The organism is Bradyrhizobium sp. LMG 9283 (assembly GCF_045571415.1).
Lineage (GTDB): Bacteria > Pseudomonadota > Alphaproteobacteria > Rhizobiales > Xanthobacteraceae > Bradyrhizobium.
Map to the genome: position 1 here is coordinate 5,936,006 of NZ_CP120691.1, position 20,391 is coordinate 5,956,396.

General features: G+C 65.2%; 20 protein-coding genes and 1 pseudogene. 18 read left to right on the forward strand and 3 right to left on the reverse strand.

Going from position 1 to position 20,391, the window contains the following annotated elements:
* Positions 1 to 69 precede the first annotated feature (69 nt).
* Both P6U29_RS28090 and P6U29_RS28095 read left to right on the forward strand, forming a co-directional pair.
* Positions 70 to 1,719, forward strand: coding sequence for a glycosyltransferase family 39 protein (locus tag P6U29_RS28090; RefSeq protein ID WP_407113450.1), 1,650 nt, complete (start codon positions 70 to 72; stop codon positions 1,717 to 1,719).
* Between the two features lie 184 nt (positions 1,720 to 1,903).
* The gene (locus P6U29_RS28095) at positions 1,904 to 2,683 is read left to right on the forward strand and encodes a class II aldolase/adducin family protein (RefSeq protein WP_407113452.1); all 780 of its coding nucleotides are present in this window, start codon (positions 1,904 to 1,906) and stop codon (positions 2,681 to 2,683) included.
* A 356-nt stretch (positions 2,684 to 3,039) separates the two neighbouring features.
* Here P6U29_RS28095 and P6U29_RS28100 read toward each other — a convergent pair whose 3' ends face one another.
* From P6U29_RS28100 to P6U29_RS28110, 3 genes and pseudogenes are all read right to left on the reverse strand, one after another.
* Positions 3,040 to 4,434, reverse strand: coding sequence for a M20/M25/M40 family metallo-hydrolase (locus P6U29_RS28100; protein ID WP_407113454.1), 1,395 nt, complete (start codon positions 4,432 to 4,434; stop codon positions 3,040 to 3,042).
* Positions 4,435 to 4,458: 24 nt separating this feature from the next.
* A pseudogene (locus tag P6U29_RS28105) lies at positions 4,459 to 4,721 on the reverse strand (hypothetical protein); the annotation flags it as partial.
* A gap of 68 nt (positions 4,722 to 4,789) precedes the next feature.
* Positions 4,790 to 6,412 (reverse strand): helicase HerA-like domain-containing protein, encoded by a 1,623-nt coding sequence (locus tag P6U29_RS28110; RefSeq protein WP_407113456.1) that lies wholly within the window; start codon positions 6,410 to 6,412, stop codon positions 4,790 to 4,792.
* 45 nt (positions 6,413 to 6,457) lie between these two features.
* On the opposite strand from P6U29_RS28110, the gene P6U29_RS28115 reads away from it, so the two are divergent.
* From P6U29_RS28115 to P6U29_RS28190, 16 genes are all read left to right on the forward strand, one after another.
* Positions 6,458 to 6,748: a hypothetical protein gene (locus tag P6U29_RS28115; RefSeq protein WP_407113458.1), complete on the forward strand. Its 291-nt coding sequence runs from the start codon at positions 6,458 to 6,460 to the stop codon at positions 6,746 to 6,748.
* Positions 6,749 to 6,760: 12 nt separating this feature from the next.
* Entirely contained in the window at positions 6,761 to 7,126 is a 366-nt protein-coding gene (locus tag P6U29_RS28120; protein ID WP_027572091.1) for a hypothetical protein, read from the forward strand.
* A 24-nt stretch (positions 7,127 to 7,150) separates the two neighbouring features.
* Positions 7,151 to 7,558: a DUF4332 domain-containing protein gene (locus P6U29_RS28125; RefSeq protein WP_407113460.1), complete on the forward strand. Its 408-nt coding sequence runs from the start codon at positions 7,151 to 7,153 to the stop codon at positions 7,556 to 7,558.
* 220 nt (positions 7,559 to 7,778) lie between these two features.
* Positions 7,779 to 8,639 (forward strand): dihydropteroate synthase, encoded by an 861-nt coding sequence (gene folP / locus P6U29_RS28130; RefSeq protein ID WP_407113462.1) that lies wholly within the window; start codon positions 7,779 to 7,781, stop codon positions 8,637 to 8,639.
* Entirely contained in the window at positions 8,636 to 9,004 is a 369-nt protein-coding gene (gene folB, locus P6U29_RS28135; RefSeq protein ID WP_407113464.1) for a dihydroneopterin aldolase, read from the forward strand. Before folP ends, folB begins: the two co-directional genes overlap by 4 nt.
* A 1-nt stretch (position 9,005) precedes the next feature.
* Complete coding sequence (gene folK / locus P6U29_RS28140) at positions 9,006 to 9,497, forward strand: 2-amino-4-hydroxy-6-hydroxymethyldihydropteridine diphosphokinase (RefSeq protein WP_407113466.1); 492 nt, start codon at positions 9,006 to 9,008, stop codon at positions 9,495 to 9,497.
* An 81-nt stretch (positions 9,498 to 9,578) separates the two neighbouring features.
* A complete protein-coding gene (locus P6U29_RS28145) occupies positions 9,579 to 11,450 on the forward strand; it encodes a methylmalonyl-CoA mutase family protein (protein WP_407113468.1) in 1,872 nt (623 codons plus the stop codon).
* Positions 11,447 to 11,911 carry a GFA family protein gene (locus P6U29_RS28150; RefSeq protein WP_407113470.1) on the forward strand — a complete coding sequence of 155 codons (465 nt, stop codon included), beginning with the start codon at positions 11,447 to 11,449 and terminating at the stop codon, positions 11,909 to 11,911. The genes P6U29_RS28145 and P6U29_RS28150 overlap by 4 nt, the downstream gene beginning before the upstream one ends.
* Before the next feature lie 23 nt (positions 11,912 to 11,934).
* Positions 11,935 to 14,091: a methylmalonyl-CoA mutase gene (gene scpA / locus P6U29_RS28155; RefSeq protein WP_407113471.1), complete on the forward strand. Its 2,157-nt coding sequence runs from the start codon at positions 11,935 to 11,937 to the stop codon at positions 14,089 to 14,091.
* A 37-nt stretch (positions 14,092 to 14,128) separates the two neighbouring features.
* On the forward strand, positions 14,129 to 14,425 hold the full coding sequence (locus P6U29_RS28160; protein ID WP_407113473.1) for a nucleotidyltransferase family protein: 297 nt from the start codon (positions 14,129 to 14,131) through the stop codon (positions 14,423 to 14,425).
* A gap of 32 nt (positions 14,426 to 14,457) precedes the next feature.
* A complete protein-coding gene (locus P6U29_RS28165) occupies positions 14,458 to 15,231 on the forward strand; it encodes a hypothetical protein (protein ID WP_407119438.1) in 774 nt (257 codons plus the stop codon).
* A 129-nt stretch (positions 15,232 to 15,360) separates the two neighbouring features.
* Positions 15,361 to 16,353 carry a tripartite tricarboxylate transporter substrate binding protein gene (locus P6U29_RS28170; RefSeq protein WP_407113475.1) on the forward strand — a complete coding sequence of 331 codons (993 nt, stop codon included), beginning with the start codon at positions 15,361 to 15,363 and terminating at the stop codon, positions 16,351 to 16,353.
* Between the two features lie 227 nt (positions 16,354 to 16,580).
* Positions 16,581 to 17,072 carry a tripartite tricarboxylate transporter TctB family protein gene (locus P6U29_RS28175; RefSeq protein WP_407113477.1) on the forward strand — a complete coding sequence of 164 codons (492 nt, stop codon included), beginning with the start codon at positions 16,581 to 16,583 and terminating at the stop codon, positions 17,070 to 17,072.
* Positions 17,073 to 17,076: 4 nt separating this feature from the next.
* Complete coding sequence (locus P6U29_RS28180) at positions 17,077 to 18,588, forward strand: tripartite tricarboxylate transporter permease (protein WP_407113478.1); 1,512 nt, start codon at positions 17,077 to 17,079, stop codon at positions 18,586 to 18,588.
* Positions 18,589 to 18,639: 51 nt separating this feature from the next.
* Positions 18,640 to 19,629 carry a methylmalonyl Co-A mutase-associated GTPase MeaB gene (meaB, locus tag P6U29_RS28185; RefSeq protein ID WP_407113480.1) on the forward strand — a complete coding sequence of 330 codons (990 nt, stop codon included), beginning with the start codon at positions 18,640 to 18,642 and terminating at the stop codon, positions 19,627 to 19,629.
* Positions 19,626 to 20,273 (forward strand): pyroglutamyl-peptidase I, encoded by a 648-nt coding sequence (locus P6U29_RS28190; RefSeq protein WP_407113482.1) that lies wholly within the window; start codon positions 19,626 to 19,628, stop codon positions 20,271 to 20,273. The genes meaB and P6U29_RS28190 overlap by 4 nt, the downstream gene beginning before the upstream one ends.
* Positions 20,274 to 20,391: the final 118 nt, after the last annotated feature.

Sequence of the window (20,391 nt, forward strand, 5' to 3'; positions counted from 1 at the left end):
TACGGAGTCCGGGGAGCAGGCCCCCGCGCACCAGCAGGGCCGAGAGGGGATTCCGGGGCACCGATAGCCATGACATCCATCACGACCTCGGCGATCGACACGCCCTTACGGCGCTCGGTCGAACGGACCTGCGACGATCTCGCCATGCTGGTGCTGGCCGCGGTCGCCGTCATTGCGGGCTTGACCTTCCGCGACTACGGGCTCGGCTGGGACGACTACACTCACGCTGAATACGCCGACCTGCTGCTGCGCATGTTCGGTTCCGGCTTCAGGGACACCGCGGCGCTCTCCTTCGCCAATCTCTACATGTATGGCGGCGGCTTCGACATGATCGCGGCCCTGCTCCACAAGGTCATTCCGCTCGAGCTGTTCGAGACGCGCCGTCTGGTCGGCGCCATCGTCGGCGTGATCGGGCTCGCCGTGACCTGGCGGCTCGGCCGCCGCGTCGGCGGACCGCTCGCAGGCCTCGCGGCACTGCTCCTACTCGCGCTCTGCCCGATCTTCTACGGCCACATGTTCATGAACCCGAAGGATGCGCCCTTCGCGGTGGCCATGATCATCCTGATGCTCGGCCTCGTCCGGCTCGCCGAGCAATATCCGCAGCCGTCGTCGCGCACGGTCCTGATCGTCGGCCTGGGTGCCGGCCTTTCGCTGGGCTGCCGTGTTCTCGGCGGGCTCGCACTGGTCTACGCCATGTTCGGTTTCATGCCGCTGTTCCTGGAGGAATTGCGCACCGAAGGTTTGCGCGAGTCCGTCCGCCGCTTCGCCCATGTCGTCTATGTGCTGCTGCCCGGCCTCGTGCTCGGCTACCTCGTGATGGGCCTGATCTGGCCGTGGTCGATCATGCAGCCCGGCAATCCCTTCGAGGCACTGACCTACTTCTCGCATTTCTTCGAGAAGCCGTGGAAGGAGATGTTCGACGGCGCGATCGTGTCGGTGCCGGACATGCCCTGGTCCTATCTGCCGACGCTGTTCGCGCTGCAGCTGCCGGAAGTGATGCTGGTGCTGACGGGCGGCGCCGTAGTCGGCACGTTTGCGCTGCTACCGCGACGCGAGGTTCCGGCGCGCCGCAAGACCATCCTCTTGATGCTGACGCTGGCTGCGACCCTGCCGCTCGCGATCGCGATGGTGAAGCGCCCGGCCCTGTACAACGGTATCCGCCATTTCGTCTTCGTGATCCCGCCGATGGCGGTGCTCGGCGGCGTCGCCTTCGCCTGGACCATGGAGCGCCTGCGCGCCAATCACCGCACCTGGCAGCCGGTCGTGCTCGCCACCTTCTGCTTTGGCCTTGCGCTGTCGCTCGCCGAGATGATCCGCCTGCACCCCTATCAGTACACGCACTTCAATCACATCGCGGGCACCGTGCGCGGCGCCGACGACCGCTTCATGCTGGACTATTGGGGCCTCGCGCTGAAGCAGGCCTCCGACGAATTGCGCGAGCAGCTCGTCGAGCGCCAGGAAGTGCCGCCTGCAAACCGCAAATGGAAGGTCGCGGTGTGCGGTCCGCAGCGCCCGGCCCAGGTCGCGCTCGGGCCCGACTTCACGATCGGCTGGGATTCCAACGCGGCTGATTTCGCCATGACGCTCGGCGAGTTCTACTGCAAGGGTCTCACCGCGCCTGTCATGGTCGAGATCAAGCGGGACGACGTGGTGTTCGCCCGCGTCTACGACATCCGCGGCCGCAGCATTTCCAGCCTGTTGTCGATCCCGGCGCCGTGATAATTTTCTCCTGACCCGTAGCCCGGATGAGCGGAGCGACATCCGGGACCTTCTCGGACGGTCCTGCATATCGCTGCGCTCATGCAGGCCACGCTGAACTGCCGCGCGCTTGCCGTGCCTTGCTACCGGCGTCTCCCAAGATTAGGCTTCCTCCCCGCAACAACGATGTTCGGAGAGAATTGCCATGTCGCCAGCGGAAGCGCGCCTGAAGGAAGTGCCGTCGAACATGACGGAGGCGGAGTGGCAGCAACGGGTCAATCTCGCCGCCTGCTATCGCCTGGTCGCGCTGTACGGCTGGGACGATCTGGTCGACACCCACATCTCCGCGCGCGTGCCCGGCCCCGACCATCACTTTCTGATCAATCCTTACGGGCTGATGTTCGAGGAAATCACCGCCTCCAGCCTCGTCAAGGTCGATTTGCACGGCAGCCAGCTCTCCGAGAGCGAATACAGCATCAACCCGGCCGGCTTCACCATCCATTCGGCGATCCATGAGGTGCGCGAGGACGCGATCTGCGTGCTGCATCTCCACACGCTCGACGGCACTGCAGTGTCGAGCAGCGCGGAAGGCCTGTTGCCGCTGAACCAGACCGCCCAGCTCGTCACCCACGACCTCGCCTATCACGACTATGAAGGCATTGCGCTCGACCACGACGAACGGCCGCGACTACAGAAGGATCTCGGCGACCACAACCACATGCTGCTGCGCAACCACGGCACGCTCACGGTCGGCCGCTCGGTCGCCTCCGCCTTCGAGCGCATGTATCATCTCGAGCGCGCCTGCTCGATGCAGGTGCGGACGCGCGCGCTGGGCACGCCGGTCTATCCGGTCGAGGAGATCGCGATCGAGAAGAACACCGAGCTGCTCGCCAACCGCGACCGCGCCGAGCTGCGCGCCACCACCCTCGTGTGGCCGCCCTTGCTGCGCAAGCTCGATCGCGTCAGCCCCGGCTACCGGTCTTGAGATTTTCGCGATTTCGAGTAAGGTAGTTTTCGAACTACCTCTGCACGTTTTGGAATGAAACGCCGCCCAATTCCGGGCGGCGTTTTTATTTGGGGCGGCGATCACCATCACCGTCGCCCTGAGGTGCTCGCCTCTTCGGCGAGCCTCGAAGGGCGATGGCCCGGCTGCATCGGGGCCGTGCATCCTTCGAGGCTCACCGTGAGCCGCGTTGCGCTCCACGGCTCGCACCTCAGGATGACGGAAGGCGCTCTCGTAGGGTGGGCAAAGGCGCGCTCTTCGCGCCGTGCCCACCATCTCGCAGCTCGCCTAGGACGTGGTGGGCACGCTGCGCTTTGCCCACCCTACAGCACCGTGCCCTACTTCACCTCGGCCAGCGCGGCGAGGATGCGGGCCCAGGAGCGGATGCCTTTCTGGAAGCTCCGCAGGTCGTATTTCTCGTTCGGTGAGTGGATGTTGTCGTCGTCGAGACCAAAACCGACCAGCAGCGAGTCGAGGCCGAGCGTGCGCTTGAAGTCGGCGACGATTGGGATCGAGGCGCCCGACCCCATCAGCACGGTCTCCTTGCCCCATTCGTCGGCCAGTGCCTTGCTGGCGGCGCCGAGCGGCTTCATGGTCCAGTCGAGCGCAACCGCGGGCGCGGCGGAATGGTCGCCGAACTCGACCTTGCAGTCGGCGGGAATCCGCGCCGTCACGTAATCACGGAAGGCCTTGCGGATCTTCTGCGGGTCCTGGCCTTGGACCAGACGGAACGAGACCTTTGCCGATGCATGTGACGGGATCACCGTCTTGGAGCCTTCGCCGATATAGCCGCCCCAGATGCCATTGACATCGCAGGTCGGACGCGTCGAGGCCTGCTCGACCAGGAGCCGGCCCTTCTCGCCGGCCGGCAGCGACAGGCCAACCGGCTTGAGGAAGGTCTCGGGCGTGAAATCGAGCTTCTTCCACTGCTCCAGGATGTCGGGCGGCGTATCCTTCACGCCGTCATAGAAGCCGGGGATGGTGATGCGGTTGTCGTCGTCGAACAGGCCGCCCAGAATTTTGGTGAGCAGGCGGATCGGGTTCATCGCAGTGCCGCCGAACACGCCGGAATGCAAATCGCGATTGGCGGCGGTGATCTTCAGCTCTTCATAGAGCAGGCCGCGCAGCGAGGTCGTGATCGCCGGCGTGGTGGGATTCCACATGCCGGTGTCGCAGACCAGCACGTAGTCGGCCTTGAACTCGTCCTTGTTGGCCTCGATGAAGGGCACAAAGTTCTTCGAGCCGACCTCCTCCTCGCCTTCGATCAGAAAGGTGATGTCGATCGGCAGCGAGCCCGTCACCTTCTTCCAGGCGCGGCAGGCTTCGACGAAGGTCATCACCTGACCCTTGTCGTCCTCAGCACCGCGCGCGACGATGATCTTGCGGCCGTCGGCATGATCCGTGACAACCGGCTCGAACGGAGGACGGTGCCAGAGCTCGAGCGGATCGACCGGCTGCACATCGTAATGGCCGTAGAACAGCACGTGCGGCCGCCCGCCCGCTCCGGTCTTGCCGACGACGGCCGGATGGCCTGCGGTCGGCCTCACCTCGGTGGCAACACCGAGGCTGGCGATGTCCTTGGCGAGATGCTCGGCCGCGGCCTTACAATCATCCGCAAAGGCCGGATCGGCCGAGATCGACTTGATCCGCAACAACGAGAACAGGCGCTCCAGGCTGTTGTCGAAATCCTTGTCGATGTGGTCGAGCACGGATTGGAGCTGCGCATTGGCCATGATTGTGATCCTGATTGTTGGGTCTCAAGAGGTCCGGGGTTTTAGCGCCGCCACGGCCTTGGGGCTAGCCGCAACCGGCGGATGCTGGATGTGCCAGGCGAGGCACGCTGCGAGGACGGCGGTCGCAGCGAGGTTGTTGCCCCAGGCCTGGATGACAGTGGGAAACCATGGCAGCGACAGCAGCATGAGGATGCCGGCGGCACCAAGGCGAACCAGGTTCCCAGACGCACATGCGTTCGCTCGTCGAACGCGGCGCAATGCATCAGCACCGTGATCGGACGTAGCAGACCGGCAGAGGCTTGGAGAGTCCCTCACCCGAAATTTTAGCAGTGGTGCCCCAAGCAGGGCGTTCTGCCTACCGCCGCAGCAATCCGCCGAGCGCACCGCGGACCAGGGTGCGGCCGATCGAGCCGCCGAGCTGGCCGCCGATCGACTTGCCGACATTGGCGGCCATCCCGCCGATCACCTGATTGGTGACCGATCGCGTCACGTCCCGCGCAATGACCTGGCCGGTCGACAGGCGGCCCCGCTTGACGTTCGTCCCGAAGATGGTGCCGACGATCGAGCCGATCTGACCCAGGATGCCGCCGCCGCTTCCGCCAGCTGGAGCGTCCACCGTGGCCGCCGTGGCGGCGATGCGCTTCTGAATCATCTCGTAGGCGGACTCGGAATCGACGGCGGTGTCATATTTGCCCTTCACCGGGCTTGCAGCCATGATCGCCTTGCGCTCGTCCGGCGTGATCGGTCCGATGCGGGCCGACGGCGGCCGGATCATCACCCGCTCCACCATCGAAGGCGTGCCATTGCCCTCAAGGAAGGACACCAGCGCCTCGCCCTTGCCGAGCTCCGTGATCACCTTTGCGGTGTCGAGCTTCGGGTTGGGCCGGAAGGTCTGCGCCGCAGCGGCGACCGCCTTCTGGTCGCGCGGGGTGAAGGCGCGCAGCGCGTGCTGCACCCGGTTGCCCAATTGTCCGAGCACGCGGTCCGGCACGTCGATCGGGTTTTGCGTCACGAAATAGACGCCGACGCCTTTGGAGCGGATCAAACGCACCACCTGCTCGATCTTATCCATCAGCCCCTTGGGCGCGTCATTGAACAACAGGTGCGCTTCGTCGAAGAAGAACACGAGCTTCGGCTTGGGCAGATCGCCGGCTTCGGGCAGCTCCTCGAATAGCTCCGATAACATCCAGAGCAGGAACGTCGCGTAAAGCCTGGGGTTCTGGAGCAGCTTGTCGGCGACCAGGATGTTGATAAAGCCGCGACCGTCGCTGTCGGTCTTCATGAAGTCCTTCAGCGTCAGCGCCGGCTCGCCGAAGAATTTGGTGCCGCCCTGGTTCTCCAGCACCAGGAGCTGGCGCTGGATGGTGCCGACAGTCGCCTTGGCGACGTTACCGAACCCCTGAGCGGCCTTGCGGATGGCGGCGAGCGGATCCTCCTCCGCGTCCGCACCCTTCTTCCCGCTGTCGGGCACGATGGCGTCGAGCAGCGCCCGCAAATCCTTCATGTCAATCAAAGTCAGGCCGTTGTCGTCGGCGACGCGGAAGGCGACGTTGAGCACGCCTTCCTGCACATCGTTCAGGTCGAGCATGCGCGCGAGCAGAAGCGGCCCCATTTCAGTGACGGTGGCGCGCACGGGGTGGCCCTGCTCGCCGAACACGTCCCAGAACACCGTCGAGAACTGATCGGGCTGGAATGACAGTCCCATTTCGGTGGCGCGCTTGACGATGAAATCCTTGGGTTCGCCGACCTGGCAGATGCCGGAGAGGTCGCCCTTGATGTCGGCTGCGAAGACCGGAACACCGGCGCGCGCAAATCCTTCCGCGATCACTTGCAGTGATACGGTCTTGCCGGTTCCGGTTGCACCCGTGACGAGGCCGTGGCGATTGGCGAGCGCCAGCGTCAGCCATGCCTGCTCGTCTCCCTTGCCGACGAAGATCTTCTCGTCGGTATCGCCGAGCTTGCTGTCCTGTGCGGTCATTATTCTCTCTGATCTCTCTGCCGAGTTTCGCGTATTGAAACTCAAATGCACCAGTTCCGTAGTTTAACGCATGTCGCGCACGGATTAAAACCGTTCAACGCGCCCAAGCATCCGACATTGTCGGACACAAACGGTCGACATCAGCCGAAAGTAGGAGCGAGCGGTTCGCAACGCGGCAATTTTTCGCCGATTCGTCCTCGGCTCTTGCACGGCTGCAACACCTTTCGCGCGTTCGAAGATGAATCCCTACGGCGCGTGCGTTCATCGCTTGAATTTCACATCACACCGGCTCAAGATCATTTTCGAAAGCAATACTCCGGCATGCAAACCGGCTGAGGGGCGGGTCTTATGGACGAGCTGATCGGACGGCTGGCGGCAAACGCCAGCATAGATGGTGCTGTCGCTGAAAAGACTGTCGGCATTATCCTGGGCTTCCTCCGCAGCGAGGGTCCTTCCGACAGCGTGCAGGCCCTGATCGACCAAATCCCCGGAGCAGAAGCTGCGATCGAGGCATCCAGGAGCGGCGGCGGCCTGTCGCGGCTGATGGGCGGCGGCTTGATGGCCGTCGGCACCCGCCTGATGGGCCTGGGGCTTGGCATGTCCGAGATTCAAAACGTCGCCCGTGAACTTTTCCGCTATGGGCGAGACAAAATCGGAGCGGATCAGATGGGCAAGATCATTGCGGGGACGCCGGGCCTCAGCCAGTTCGCCTGAGCGACGCTTTTCATATCGTGTATCATGACATATCCGATCTCCGAGATTGAGGGTCTGCCGGCCTTTGCCGCCAACAAGTTGAAGGCGCAAGGAATCCGCACAACCGACGCGCTGCTCGAAGCGGCCTCGACCGTGAAGGGCCGCAAGGCACTCTCCGCCAAAACCGGCATCAGCGAGCAGTCGTTGCTGGAATGGGCCAACGTCTCCGACTACATGCGCATTCCCGGCATGGGCAGGGCCAAGGTCGGCCTGGTCCGCGCCGCCGGCGTCACCACCGTGCGCGAGCTTGCGTATCGGAATCCGGCGAGGCTGGCGCAGAGCATGCGCGAAGCCAACGAGAAGAAGAAGCTGGTGCGCATCCTGCCGTCGGAGAAGTCGGTCGGCGACATCATTGCCAAGGCCAAGAAGCTGCCGCCGAAGATCACGTATTGACCCGTCATCTGAGGTGCGAGACGTGCGACGCATAGCGTCGCACGGGGAGCCTCGAAGGATGCACGACCACCGCTGCCGCGGCACCGAGAGAACCGGCCGTCCGTCCTTCGAGGGCCGCTGAAGAAGCGGCCACCTCAGGGTGACGGTGATAGAGCTGCGTTTGCAGGTGCCCTCCAATGCCGGCTTGACTCCCCCTCCCCGACCGCGCAAAGCGGGCGGCATGAATGCCTCGCCCTCCCCTTCCGTCCCGCCGGCCGGCTCGGCCAGGGGCGACGTGCTGCGGACGCTGCTGGAACAGCCTCGTCCTGCGGTAATGGGCGTGCTCAACATCACCCCGGATTCCTTCTCCGACGGCGGCGAGTTCATCGCGCCCGCGCGGGCGCTGGAGCGGGCGCGGGCGATGATCGCCGATGGCGTCGACATCATCGATATCGGCGCCGAGTCCACCCGGCCCTACAAGGGCGCCCGGCCGGTCACGGCGGCGGAAGAGCTCGCGCGGCTGAAGCCGGTGCTGGCGGGTGTCGTGGCGCTCGGTGTGCCCGTCTCGATCGACAGCATGAAAGCGGAGGTGGTGGCCTTCGCGCTCGACCAGGGCGCGGCGATCGCCAACGACGTCTGGGGCCTGCAACGCGACGCCGACATGGCGCCGCTGATCGCCGCAAGGGGCGTCCCCGTCATCGTCATGCACAACCGCGACAGCGTCGATCCCGCCATCGACATCGTCGCGGACATGAAAGCATTCTTCCTGCGCTCGCTGGACATCGCCGCAAAAGCCGGCATCGCGCGCGAGAGCATCGTGCTCGATCCCGGCATCGGCTTCGGCAAGACGGCCGAGCAGAGCATGACCGCGCTGGCGCGCTTACGCGAGCTCGACATGTTCGGCCTGCCGATCCTCGTTGGTGCCTCGCGAAAGCGCTTCATCGCCTCGGTGTCGCCGTCGGAGCCATCGGAGCGGCTCGCAGGCTCGATCGCGGCACATCTGATCGCTGCGCAGCGCGGTGCGAAGATCATCCGGACCCATGATGTCGCCGAAACCCTGCAGGCCCTGCGGGTGGCGCATGCAATCGAGAGCAAGCAATGACCGATACGATCTTCGTCACCGGCCTGTCGATTCATGCCCGCCACGGCGTGATGGATCACGAAACCGAGGTCGGCCAGCGTTTCGTCATCGATCTCGAACTCTACACCGATCTGTCGGAGCCGGCGCGCACCGACCGGCTCGCCGACACCGTGTCCTATGCCGAGGTCGTGGCGACCACGACGGCCGCGTTCAAGAACACCAATTACAAGCTGCTGGAAGGCGCGGCCGGCGCGGTTGCAGACGCCATCCTGTCGCACTTCCCGCGCGTCCGCGCCGTGAAGATCACCGTGCACAAGCCGCACGCGCCGATCGCGGCGATTTTCGATGACGTCGGCATCATGCTGACGCGCTCGCGGCACCCCTGACATGGGAAACGTGCTGATCGCACTCGGCGGCAATGTCGGCGATGTCCGCGCGACGTTCAAGAAGGCGATCTCGCACATCTGCGGCATGGCGCAAGCCGCGCTGATCGCGCGCTCCGCGGACTACGCGACCCCACCCTGGGGCGACGAGAACCAGGATCCCTTCATCAACGCCTGCATCGAGATCGAGACCAGCCTCGATCCGCACGCGCTGTTGTTCGTGCTGCAGAAAGTCGAGCAGAAATTCGGCCGCGCGCGGGACAAGGCTCGGCGCTGGGGCCCGCGCACGCTCGATCTCGACATGATCGCCTATGACGACGTCAGTTTGCAGAAGCCGGATTTGACGCTGCCGCATCCGCGCCTGTTCGAACGCGCCTTCGTGCTGGTGCCCCTGGCCGAAATCGCGCCCGACCGCGTGATCTCAGGCATTCGTGTGCGTGACGGGCTCGCCAGCGTCTCGACGCAAGGCATTGAGCGGCTTCCGGATACCGGTTAACCAAAAACAACCGTTTGCAGGGACGGTCGGCCGTGGCAATTTCGCCTGCGAATAACAAGACGTTTGGGAGCCCCTCGCCGCATGACATCCGTGACTGACGACCTGCCGCTGGCGGCGGATTTTCCCAAGGCCACCGTCGAAGACTGGCGCAAGCTGGTCGACGGCGTGCTGAAGGGCGCGCCGTTCGAGAAGCTGGTCGGCAAGACCTATGACGGCCTCAAGATCGATCCGCTCTATGCGCGCGCCAAGGACGTTGCGCCCGTGGTGGGACGGCCGCCGGCTGCGCCGTGGCAGATCATGCAGCGGATCGACCATCCCGATGCGGCGCTCGCGAATGCGCAGGCGCTGCAGGATCTGGAGAACGGTGCGACCGGGCTCGCGCTGGTGTTCGCCGGCGGCAACGCCGCCCATGGATTTGGCCTGGAACCTACGGCCGACGCCGTTGCCAAGGTTTTGAGCGGGATCCATCTCGACGCAGGGATCGGCATCGAGCTCGAGATCGGACCGCAATCGCGCATGGCCGCGATCCATGTCGCGGAATATGTCAAGAGCAAGGGGCTCGATCCCGCAGCCTGCAATATCCGCTTCGGACTCGATCCGCTCGCGGCCGCCGCAGTGTGGGGTCACAGCCCCTATACCTGGGACGAGATCGTTCCGGCCATCACCGGCGCCATCAAGGGCCTCGCCGCACTCGGTTTCAAGGGGCCGTTTGCGTCGGCCGACGGGCGCGTGATCCATGATGCCGGTGGCTCGGAAGTGCAGGAGCTCGCCTTCGCGCTTGCCTGCGGCGTCGCTTATCTGCGCGCCATCGAAGGCGCCGGCATCCCCCTCGAGCAGGCGCAGGGCATGGTCTATGCGCGACTTGCCGCTGACGCCGACCAATTCCTGACCATGGCCAAATTCCGCGCGCTGCGGCTCTTGTGGTCGCGCGTCGAGACGGCTTGCGGGCTCAAGCCAAAACCGCTGTTCATCGCCGCCGATACGGCGTGGCGCATGCTGACGCAGCGCGATCCCTACGTGAACATGCTGCGCGCGACCATGGCAACGTTCGCGGCTGGCCTCGCCGGCGCCAACGCGATCACCGTGCTGCCACATACGCTGGCGCTCGGTCTGCCCGATCCGTTCGCGCGCCGCGTGGCGCGCAACACCCAGCTTCTGCTGCTGGAAGAAAGCAACCTCGCCAAGGTCAGCGATCCCGCAGCCGGCGCAGGCGGCATCGAGACGCTGACAGAGCAGCTCTGTGAAGCGGCCTGGGCCCTGTTCCAGGAGAGCGAGACAGCCGGCGGCGCTTTCGCGGCGCTTCAGCAGGGCGTGTTCCAGAGCAAGGTCGCGGCAACGCGCAAGGCGCGCGAGGCCAATATCGCAAAGCGCCGCGACGTGCTGACCGGCGCCAGCGAGTTTCCGAACCTTCATGAGAGCGAAGCCACCGTACTGAACGCGACACCGATCACGCTCGCTCCCTACGGCGAGCCAAAATACAAGTTCGATGCGCTGCCGCCGATCCGGCTGGTGGAACCGTTCGAGGCGTTGCGCGACAAATCCGACGCGGCGTTGAAGGCGCGCGGCACGCGGCCAAAGGTTTTCCTGGCCAATCTCGGCACGCCCGCCGATTTCACGGCGCGCGCGACCTTTGCCAAGAGCTTGTTCGAAGCCGGGGGCATCCAGGCCGCCGACAGCGAGGGTTTCGCCGATCCGGCCAAGCTGGCCGCCGCCTTCAAGGCCTCCGGCGCGGAGCTTGCCTGCCTGTGTTCCAGCGACAAGGTCTATGCCGGTCAGGCGGAACCCGCCGCAAAGGCCCTGCAAACGGCAGGCAGCAGACATATCTATCTGGCAGGCCGCCCGACCGATGCCGAGGCGGCGCTGCGCGCGGCCGGCGTCACGGGCTTCGTCTTCGCCGGAGGCGATGCGCTTGCGACGCTGCAGGACGCCTATCGACGGATGGAGCAGCCATGACCGAACCCGGCAAACCCGTTCTCACCGGCGGCTGCCAATGCGGCGCCGTGCGTTTTGCAGTCATGACGGCACCGACCAGGATTTCGATCTGTCATTGTCGGATGTGCCAGAAGGCCAGCGGCGCGCCGTTTGCTTCATTTGCCGACATCAACAAGACGGACTTTGCCTGGACGAAGCGACAGCCCTCGTTCTTCCGCTCTTCCACCATCGCCGAGCGCGGCTTTTGCTCCGCCTGCGGCACGCCACTAAGCTTTGGCCGCATCGACGGCGACCGGATCGAGATCATGACCGGCACCTTCGACCACCCCGACCGGGTCATCCCGACGCGGCAGTTCGGCACCGAATCCCGCCTCGGCTGGGTGGTCGGCATCGCCAATTTGCCGAGCCAGACCACGCAGCAGAATTACGGACCGGAGAAGATGGCGACCATCGTCAGCTATCAGCATCCGGATCATGATTGAGCGCTTAGGATATGGTTGAAGCCATGAGCCGCATTCCCAATTTCGCCGATGTCGCCTTCGGGCGGACCGCCACCGACGCGCCAGCCGGTAGCGCCGAGCCGTGGCTGACGCCGGAGGGCATTCTCGTGAAGCCCGCCTATGGCGAGGCTGATCTGGCCGGGCTCGATTTCCTCGAGACCTATCCCGGCATTGCGCCGTACCTCCGCGGTCCCTACCCGACCATGTATGTCAACCAGCCCTGGACGATCCGGCAGTATGCCGGCTTCTCCACGGCGGAGGATTCCAACGCGTTCTACCGCCGCAACTTAGCTGCGGGGCAGAAGGGCCTCTCGGTCGCCTTCGATCTCGCCACCCATCGCGGCTATGACAGCGACCATCCACGCGTCGGCGGTGACGTCGGCATGGCTGGCGTGGCCATCGACTCCATCTACGACATGCGCACGCTGTTCGCCGGGATTCCGCTCGACCAGATGAGCGTCTCCATGACCATGAACGGTGCGGTGCTGCCGATCCTCGCGCTCTATGTCGCGGCCGCGGAGGAACAGGGCGTGCCGCCCGAGAAGCTGTCGGGCACCATTCAGAACGACATTCTGAAAGAGTTCATGGTGCGCAACACCTACATCTACCCGCCGGCGCCCTCGATGCGGATCATCTCGGATATCTTCGCGTACACCTCGCAGAAGATGCCGAAGTACAATTCGATCTCGATCTCCGGCTATCACATGCAGGAGGCCGGCGCGACGCAGGATCTCGAGCTCGCTTATACGCTCGCCGACGGCGTCGAATATCTGCGCGCCGGCCTTGCCGCCGGCCTCGACGTCGACCGCTTCGCGCCGCGCCTGTCGTTCTTCTGGGCGATCGGCATGAACTTCTTCATGGAAGTCGCCAAGCTGCGCGCCGCACGCCTCTTGTGGGCGAAGCTGCTGAAACCGTTCAATCCGAAGGACCCGCGCTCGCTGTCGCTGCGCACGCACAGCCAGACCTCGGGTTGGTCGTTGACCGCGCAGGACGTCTTCAACAACGTGATGCGCACGACGGTCGAGGCGATGGCGGCGACGCAAGGCCACACCCAATCGCTGCACACCAACGCGCTTGACGAAGCACTGGCGCTGCCGACGGATTTCTCGGCGCGCATCGCCCGCAACACCCAGCTCTTCCTGCAGCAGGAGAGCGGCACCACCCGCATCATCGATCCCTGGGGCGGCTCGTATTACGTCGAGCGGCTGACGCGCGACCTCGCGGTGAAGGCGTGGGGCCACATCCAGGAGGTCGAGGAGCTCGGCGGCATGGCAAAGGCCATCGAGGCTGGGGTACCCAAGCTGCGCATCGAGGAGGCGTCGGCCAAGACCCAGGCCCGGATCGATGCCGGCAAGCAGGCGGTGATCGGCGTCAACAAATACAAGCCGACCGATGAGGACAGAATCGAGATCCTGAAGGTCGACAACACCAATGTCCGCCGGCTTCAGATCGACAAGCTCAAGCGGTTGAAAGCCGAGCGCAACCAGAAAGATGTCGATGCCGCTCTCGCCGCGCTGACGCGCTCGGCCGGCGAAGGCAATGGCAATCTGCTCGCGCTCGCGATCGACGCCGCGCGCGCCAAGGCAACCGTCGGTGAGATTTCGGAGGCAATGGAGAAGGTGTTCGGCCGCCACCGCGCCGAGATCAAATCCATCACCGGCGTCTACAAGCGGGAGGCGTCCAGCATGGGCAACCAGGTCGAGAAGGTTCAGGCGCTGATCGATGCCTTCGAGGAGGCGGAAGGCCGCCGCCCGCGCATTCTGGTCGCCAAGATCGGCCAGGACGGGCACGATCGCGGCCAGAAGGTGATCGCGTCGGCGTTTGCCGATATCGGCTTCGACGTCGACATCGGACCGCTGTTTGCCACCGCCGACGAAGCCGCGCGGCAGGCAGTCGAGAACGACGTGCACATCCTCGGCGTCTCGTCGCTCGCCGCCGCCCACCTCACCGCGGTGCCGGAATTGAAGGCCGCGCTGAAGAAGCAGGGCCGCGACGACATCATGATCATCGTCGGCGGCGTAGTGCCGCCGCAGGATTACGATGCGCTCTACGCCGCCGGTGCCGAGGCCATCTTCCCACCCGGCACGGTGATCGCGGATGCGGCCGAGGAGCTGATCCGCAAGCTGAATGCCCGGCTCGGCCATAGCGAGGCGGCGGAGTAGATGATGGACTGGCCGTGTAGCCGGCCAGATTATGTCCATGACACGCGACGAAATCATCGCGGCGATACGCAAGAACGCTGACGCCATCAAAGGCAAGGGCGTGTCGAAGCTTGCCATCCTCGGCTCTCGGGCAGGCGAAGACTACCGCGCCGCCAGCGATATCGACATTCTGGTCGAGGTCGAACCGGAGACCACTTTCTCGCTACTAAACCTGATCGATGTCGAGCACATCATCGAGGACGCGACCGGTTTGCGGACGCAAGCAACCGTTCGCCGTTCGATGTCGCCCCGCTTTGCGCCGCACAGCCCAGACGACATTTGGGAAATATTCTGACGCTCACGCGAGGAGCACTATCCTTGAAGTTCATGACCGGTTTGAGCGTCGCCCTGGCGCTTAGCGCAACGTGCGTGTTTTCCGCTCTCGCCGCCGATCCCAAGCCCGATGCCGTCCTCAAGAACAAGAACATCGAGGCGCGCGTCCTGCTCGACGACACGATCAGGGCCGATCCTGCCCTCGCGGCCGATTGCCTCACTGAGGCGAGAAAGTGGCTCGACAAGAGCGCGGTGGAAGCGGCGGCCACGCGCAAGACCGACCCGGAGCTCTTCAAGGATCGCGCCTGGGAATTCGAGCGCAACTACACCGTCGATTCCGTGGTCGGCGGCCGCTACGTCAGCATCGTCAGGTCCGAGTATACCGACACCCTTGGCGCGCATCCCAATTCGGACACCAACACGATCTTGTGGGACAAGACCGAGAACAAGCGCATCTCGATCCGCCCATTCTTCAACGAAACCGCCGACAACGGCCCGACCATGAGGGCGATGATGAAGGCCGTGATTGCCTCGCTCAGGGTCGAGAAGAAGAAGCGCGATGTGGCCGACGTGGACGGCGACGATTGGATCAAGAATCTCAAGCCAAGCCTCTTGAAGATCGGCGCAGTGACCCTCGCGCCGTCAACCGAGATCGGAAAGAGCGCCGGCCTCAAGTTCTACTATCCACCCTATGCCGTCGGCCCCTATGTCGAGGGCGCATACGGCGCTTTCGTTCCGTGGGAAGCCTTGAAATCCGATCTCTCGCCGGAAGGGCTGCGGATTTTCGGCGGGAAGCGGCCGGAGAGCGACGGGGACGAGCGGCAGTAATCAGGCTTCCCGGTGCGCGTTCCTCACAGTGCTGTGGTAGCGCTACCTTGCAGCCCCGCTGCAAAGCCGACTAGAATGCCGCCGTTGACAAGAGCGCCCGGCGTTACGGGCGCCGCTGGGAGGCATTCAATGTCCAAGATTTCGCGCCGCACCTTTGCGGCTTCAACCGCCGCTATCGCGGCATCCGCCGCGTTCGGCTTCAAGCCCGCACTTGCGCAAGCCTATCCGGCCCGGCCGGTCACCGTGATCGTGCCCTGGGGCGCGGGCGGCGGCACCGATGCCACCGCGCGCATCGTCGCTGCACTGCTGGAGAAGGACCTCGGCCAGCCCTTCAACGTGGTCAACCGCACCGGCGGCTCCGGTGTCGTCGGCCACAGCGCAATCGCGACCGCGCAGCCCGACGGCTACACCATCGGCATGCTCACCGTCGAAATCTCGATGATGCACTGGCAGGGCCTGACCGACCTCACTCCGAGGAGCTACACCCCGCTGGCGCTGATGAACGAGGACCCCCCCGGCATCCAGGTCTCCTCCTCCTCGCCCTACAAGACGGTCAAGGAGCTCGCCGACGCGATCAAGGCGGCACCTCCGGGCAAGTTCAAGGCTTCCGGCACCGGCCAGGGCGGCATTTGGCATCTCGCATTGGTCGGCTGGATGCAGGCCATGGGCCTGCCCGCCAATCAGGTCGCCTGGGTGCCCTCGAACGGCGCGGCACCCGCGATGCAGGATCTCGCCGCCGGCGGCCTTGACCTCACCACCTGCTCGGTGCCGGAGGCGCGCGCCATCATCGAGGCAGGCAAGGCCAGGAGCCTTGCCATCATGGCACCTGCGCGCAACCCGGTCTTCAAGGACGTGCCGACGCTGAAGGAGGCGATGGGCATCGACTACGCGACCGGCGCCTGGCGCGGCATCGGCGCGCCCAAGAACCTGCCCCCGGAGATCGCAGCCAAGCTCACCGCCGCGCTGAAGAAGGTCTACGACTCCGCCGAGTTCAAGGACTTCATGACCAATCGCGGCTTCGGCACCGTGTGGGGCGATGCCGGCCAGTTTGCTAGTTTCATGGACAAGGGCGACGCCCAGATGGGCGAGGCAATGAAGGCCGCAGGCCTGAGCAAGGCGTGACGTTTCACAGCTCACGCGTGAGATGACTTTGGTTGACGCGGTTCGTCATGGCATTTCTTCACCTCTCCCCGCTTGCGGGGAGAGGTCGGATCGCATCGCAGATGCGATCCGGGTGAGGGAGAGTCTCCGCAAATCCAATTCTCACCTCTCGCGCGGAGAGCCCCCCTCACCCCGACCCTCTCCCCGCAAGCGGGGAGAGGGAGCGCACCTTCTGTAGGACCCCTCCCATGCGTCTTCCCGACTCCGTCACGGGATCGTTTCTCGTCGTGCTTGGCGCGGCTGCCGCCTATGGCGGCTACATCTTGCCGCCGGTGCCGGGCCAGCCGGTCGGTCCCAACGTGTTTCCGCTGGTGATCGGCACGGGCCTCGCACTCTGCGGGCTGGCGATCGTGTTCGGCATCGGTCATTCCTTCGAGGAGGAGGAAGAGCTGGTTCCGTTCGAGGACGGCCAGGCAGCAGCCCCGCCGCCGCAAGGCAAGCTCTACGGCCTGCGCGCCTTGCTGCCGCCGGCGCTACTGCTGTTCTACGTCCTTGCCGCCGACCGGCTCGGCTTCATCATCACAGCCGCGATCATGGTCTACGTCACCTCGACCGCGCTCGGGGCCAAGTGGAAGCTGGCGCTGCCGCTCGCGGCGCTCTCGCCCTTCGCCATCCACCTCATCTTCGGCAAGCTCTTGCGCGTGCCGCTGCCCGCCGGCCTCTTGCCGACGCCCTGGTAATCCCATGCTGAAAACCCTGCTTGACGCCTTCGCGCTGATCTCCACCTGGGAGGTCATCATCGCGATGTTCGCAGCCTCCGTGTACGGCCTCGTCATCGGCTCGCTGCCGGGCCTGTCGGCGACGATGGCGACCGCGCTGCTCGTCCCCGTCACCTTCTATCTCTCGCCGATCGCGGCGATCGCGACCATCGTCGCGGCATCCTCGATGGCGATCTTCTCCGGCGACATTCCGGGCGCGCTGCTGCGCATCCCTGGCACGCCGGCCTCAGCGGCCTATGCCGATGAGGCCTATGCCATGACCCGCAAGGGCCAGGCCGAGCTCGCGCTGGGTGCCGGCGTCTGGTTCTCCGCGGTCGGCGGCATCGCCGGTGTGCTGTCGCTGATGATCCTGGCACCGCCGCTCGCCGAGATCGCACTGTCGTTCTCGACTTTCGAGTATTTCTGGCTGGCGCTGCTCGGCCTGATGTGCGCCACCTTGGTGGCGCGCTCCTCGCCGGTGAAGGCGATCGCTGGCATGTTCATCGGCCTGCTGGTCTCCTGCATTGGCATCGAGAACCCAGGCGGCGTGCCGCGCTTTACCTTCGGCATCACCGACCTGTTCGGCGGCATCGAGCCGATCCCGGCGCTGGTCGGCGTGTTCGCGGTGGCGCAGGTGATGCGGGCGATGCTGACGCCGGAACCGCCGCCGCTGCCGCGGCGCAAGTTCGGGAGCATCATGGCCGGCCAGTGGAAGCTGACGAGACTGTATCACTGGCAGATGACGCGCGGGAACATCGTCGGCATCATCATCGGCGTGCTGCCCGGCGCCGGCGCCGACATGGCCGCCTGGGTTTCCTACGCGATGTCGAAGCGCTTCTCCAAGGAGCCGGAAAAGTTCGGCACCGGACATGTCGAGGGCCTCGTCGAGGCCGGCGCCAGCAACAATGCCAGCATCGCCTCGGGCTGGGTGCCGTCGCTGCTGTTCGGCATCCCCGGCGACACCATCGCGGCGATCGCGATCGGCGTGCTCTACATGAAGGGACTCAATCCGGGCCCGACGCTGTTCACCGAGAAGGCGTCGAGCATGTATGCGATCTATCTGATGTTCATCATCGCGAACATTTTGATGATCCCGCTCGGCATCGCCATGATCCGGGTCGCCGCCTATATCCTGCTGGCACCGCGCTCGACCGTGATGCCGATCATCATGCTGTGCTGCGCGGTCGGCTCGTTCGCGATCGGCAACAACATGTTCGGCGTCGTCACCGTCGCCGCCTTCGGCGTGATCGGCTATGTCATGGAGGCGAACGGCTATCCCGTCGCGGCGATGGTGCTCGGCATCGTCATGGGCACGATGGTGGAACAGGCCTTTGTCACCTCGCTCATCAAGTCTGACGGCAGCGTGCTGCCGTTCTTCGAGCGGCCGGTGGCGGCCATCCTCGCCGCCATGGCGATCGGCGCGCTGCTCTGGCCGGTGATGGTGTGGGTGTGGCGCAAGATGAAGTCGCCTCAGGCAGCCGCAGCAGCGGGCCGGTGATATCGGGCGGGCGGCTCTCGCCTGCCTCGCCGGGGCGTTGTAAAGCAAGGCATGACTGAGAAAAAGGCCTCGCTCGACATCAAATCCCTCGCCCGCGACTTGCGCGCCGGCAGTCGCGCGGCCCTCGCTCGGGCCATTACGCTGGTCGAGAGCCGGCGCGCCGACCATCAAGCGCTGGCACGGGAGCTGGTGCAGATGCTGCTGCCGGACACCGGAAAGGCATATCGCGTCGGCATCACCGGCTCGCCCGGCGTCGGCAAATCCACCACCATTGACGCGCTCGGGACGTATCTGATCGAGCAGGGCCACACGGTCGCGGTGCTCGCCGTCGATCCGTCGTCGGCGCGCAGCGGCGGCTCGATCCTCGGCGACAAGACGCGGATGGCGCGGCTCGCGGCCTCGCACGATGCCTTCATTCGTCCCTCGCCCTCCTCAGGCACGCTCGGCGGCGTGGCCGCGAAAACCCGTGAGGCGATGCTGCTCTGCGAAGCCGCCGGCTTCGACGTCGTGCTGGTCGAGACCGTCGGCATCGGCCAGTCCGAGACCGCCGTCTGCGACATGACAGACTTCTTTCTCGCCCTCATGCTGCCGGGCGGCGGCGACGAATTACAGGGCCTCAAGAAGGGCCTGGTCGAGCTCGCCGACATGATCGCGATCAACAAGGCCGACGGCGACAATCTCAAGCGCGCCAAGATCACCGCTGCCGACTATCGCGGCGCGCTACATATCTTGGCACCGCGGTCCGAGCATTGGCATCCGCCGGTCGAGACCTATTCGGCGCTGACAGGCGATGGCGTCGCAAAGATCTGGCAGAAGGTTTTGGATCACCGCAAGGCGATGAACGCGTCCGGCGATTTCGCAGCGCGGCGGCGCGATCAGCAGGTGAAGTGGATGTGGTCGATGCTGGAGCAGCGCATGCTGGCGCGGCTGCGCAGCGAAGCGTCGGTGCGCGCGAAAGTCCGGAAGATCGAGGCTGAAGTCGCCGATGGCCATCTCACGCCGGCGCTTGCCGCCGAGCGGATCCTGGAGTTGCTGCAATGAGCGACAGGCTCCGCATCCTGCTCACTGGGTTTGGTCCGTTTCCCGGCGCGCCCTATAACCCGAGCCAGCCGCTGGTGGCGCGGCTGGCGCAACTGCGCCGCCCGGCTCTCGACGATGTCACAATCGCGAGCCACATTTTCCCGGTGACCTATGCCGCGGTCGACCGGCAACTACCCGAGGTGCTCGCGGCGCAAAAGCCCGACGCGCTCCTGATGTTCGGCCTCGCGGCCCGCACGCCCTACCTGCGCATCGAGACCCGCGCGCGCAACGCCGTCACCATGCTCTGGCCCGATGCCGCCAACACCCGCTCCAGCAAGCGCGGCATCGCCGGCCATGCGGACGCGATGATGTTCGGTCCGCACACCGCAAGGCTGCTGCGCGCCGCGCGCCTCACCGGCATCGACGCGCGCCCCTCGCGCGATGCCGGCGCCTATCTCTGCAACTACTTGAGCTGGCGCGCGATCGAAAACGTCAGGGCGGGTGGGCCGCGGCTTGCGGCGTTCATCCATATTCCCCTGCTTGCGCGCAGCGGCGCGGTGCGGCGCAAGGGCGCGCCGCGGATCACGCTGGAGGAGCTGGTGGATGCGGGGGAAGCCATGCTGATGGAGATGGTGCAATTGGCGCGGAAGCGCCGCGCTTCGTAGGGTGGGCAAAAGGCGCGCTTGCGCCGTGCCCACCATGCATCTGCATTGGCGATGACAATTGTGGGCACGCTCGCGCTTTGCCCACCCTACAGCACCTCGCTTTGCGTAAACATTTAAC

Coding starts and splice junctions, on each gene's coding strand:
- P6U29_RS28090 (WP_407113450.1), top strand. CDS start 70: ATGACATCCATCACGACCTCGGCGATCGACACGCCCTTACGGCGCTCG.
- P6U29_RS28095 (WP_407113452.1), top strand. CDS start 1,904: ATGTCGCCAGCGGAAGCGCGCCTGAAGGAAGTGCCGTCGAACATGACG.
- P6U29_RS28100 (WP_407113454.1), bottom strand. CDS start 4,434: ATGGCCAATGCGCAGCTCCAATCCGTGCTCGACCACATCGACAAGGAT.
- P6U29_RS28110 (WP_407113456.1), bottom strand. CDS start 6,412: ATGACCGCACAGGACAGCAAGCTCGGCGATACCGACGAGAAGATCTTC.
- P6U29_RS28115 (WP_407113458.1), top strand. CDS start 6,458: ATGCACCAGTTCCGTAGTTTAACGCATGTCGCGCACGGATTAAAACCG.
- P6U29_RS28120 (WP_027572091.1), top strand. CDS start 6,761: ATGGACGAGCTGATCGGACGGCTGGCGGCAAACGCCAGCATAGATGGT.
- P6U29_RS28125 (WP_407113460.1), top strand. CDS start 7,151: ATGACATATCCGATCTCCGAGATTGAGGGTCTGCCGGCCTTTGCCGCC.
- folP (WP_407113462.1), top strand. CDS start 7,779: ATGAATGCCTCGCCCTCCCCTTCCGTCCCGCCGGCCGGCTCGGCCAGG.
- folB (WP_407113464.1), top strand. CDS start 8,636: ATGACCGATACGATCTTCGTCACCGGCCTGTCGATTCATGCCCGCCAC.
- folK (WP_407113466.1), top strand. CDS start 9,006: ATGGGAAACGTGCTGATCGCACTCGGCGGCAATGTCGGCGATGTCCGC.
- P6U29_RS28145 (WP_407113468.1), top strand. CDS start 9,579: ATGACATCCGTGACTGACGACCTGCCGCTGGCGGCGGATTTTCCCAAG.
- P6U29_RS28150 (WP_407113470.1), top strand. CDS start 11,447: ATGACCGAACCCGGCAAACCCGTTCTCACCGGCGGCTGCCAATGCGGC.
- scpA (WP_407113471.1), top strand. CDS start 11,935: ATGAGCCGCATTCCCAATTTCGCCGATGTCGCCTTCGGGCGGACCGCC.
- P6U29_RS28160 (WP_407113473.1), top strand. CDS start 14,129: ATGACACGCGACGAAATCATCGCGGCGATACGCAAGAACGCTGACGCC.
- P6U29_RS28165 (WP_407119438.1), top strand. CDS start 14,458: ATGACCGGTTTGAGCGTCGCCCTGGCGCTTAGCGCAACGTGCGTGTTT.
- P6U29_RS28170 (WP_407113475.1), top strand. CDS start 15,361: ATGTCCAAGATTTCGCGCCGCACCTTTGCGGCTTCAACCGCCGCTATC.
- P6U29_RS28175 (WP_407113477.1), top strand. CDS start 16,581: ATGCGTCTTCCCGACTCCGTCACGGGATCGTTTCTCGTCGTGCTTGGC.
- P6U29_RS28180 (WP_407113478.1), top strand. CDS start 17,077: ATGCTGAAAACCCTGCTTGACGCCTTCGCGCTGATCTCCACCTGGGAG.
- meaB (WP_407113480.1), top strand. CDS start 18,640: ATGACTGAGAAAAAGGCCTCGCTCGACATCAAATCCCTCGCCCGCGAC.
- P6U29_RS28190 (WP_407113482.1), top strand. CDS start 19,626: ATGAGCGACAGGCTCCGCATCCTGCTCACTGGGTTTGGTCCGTTTCCC.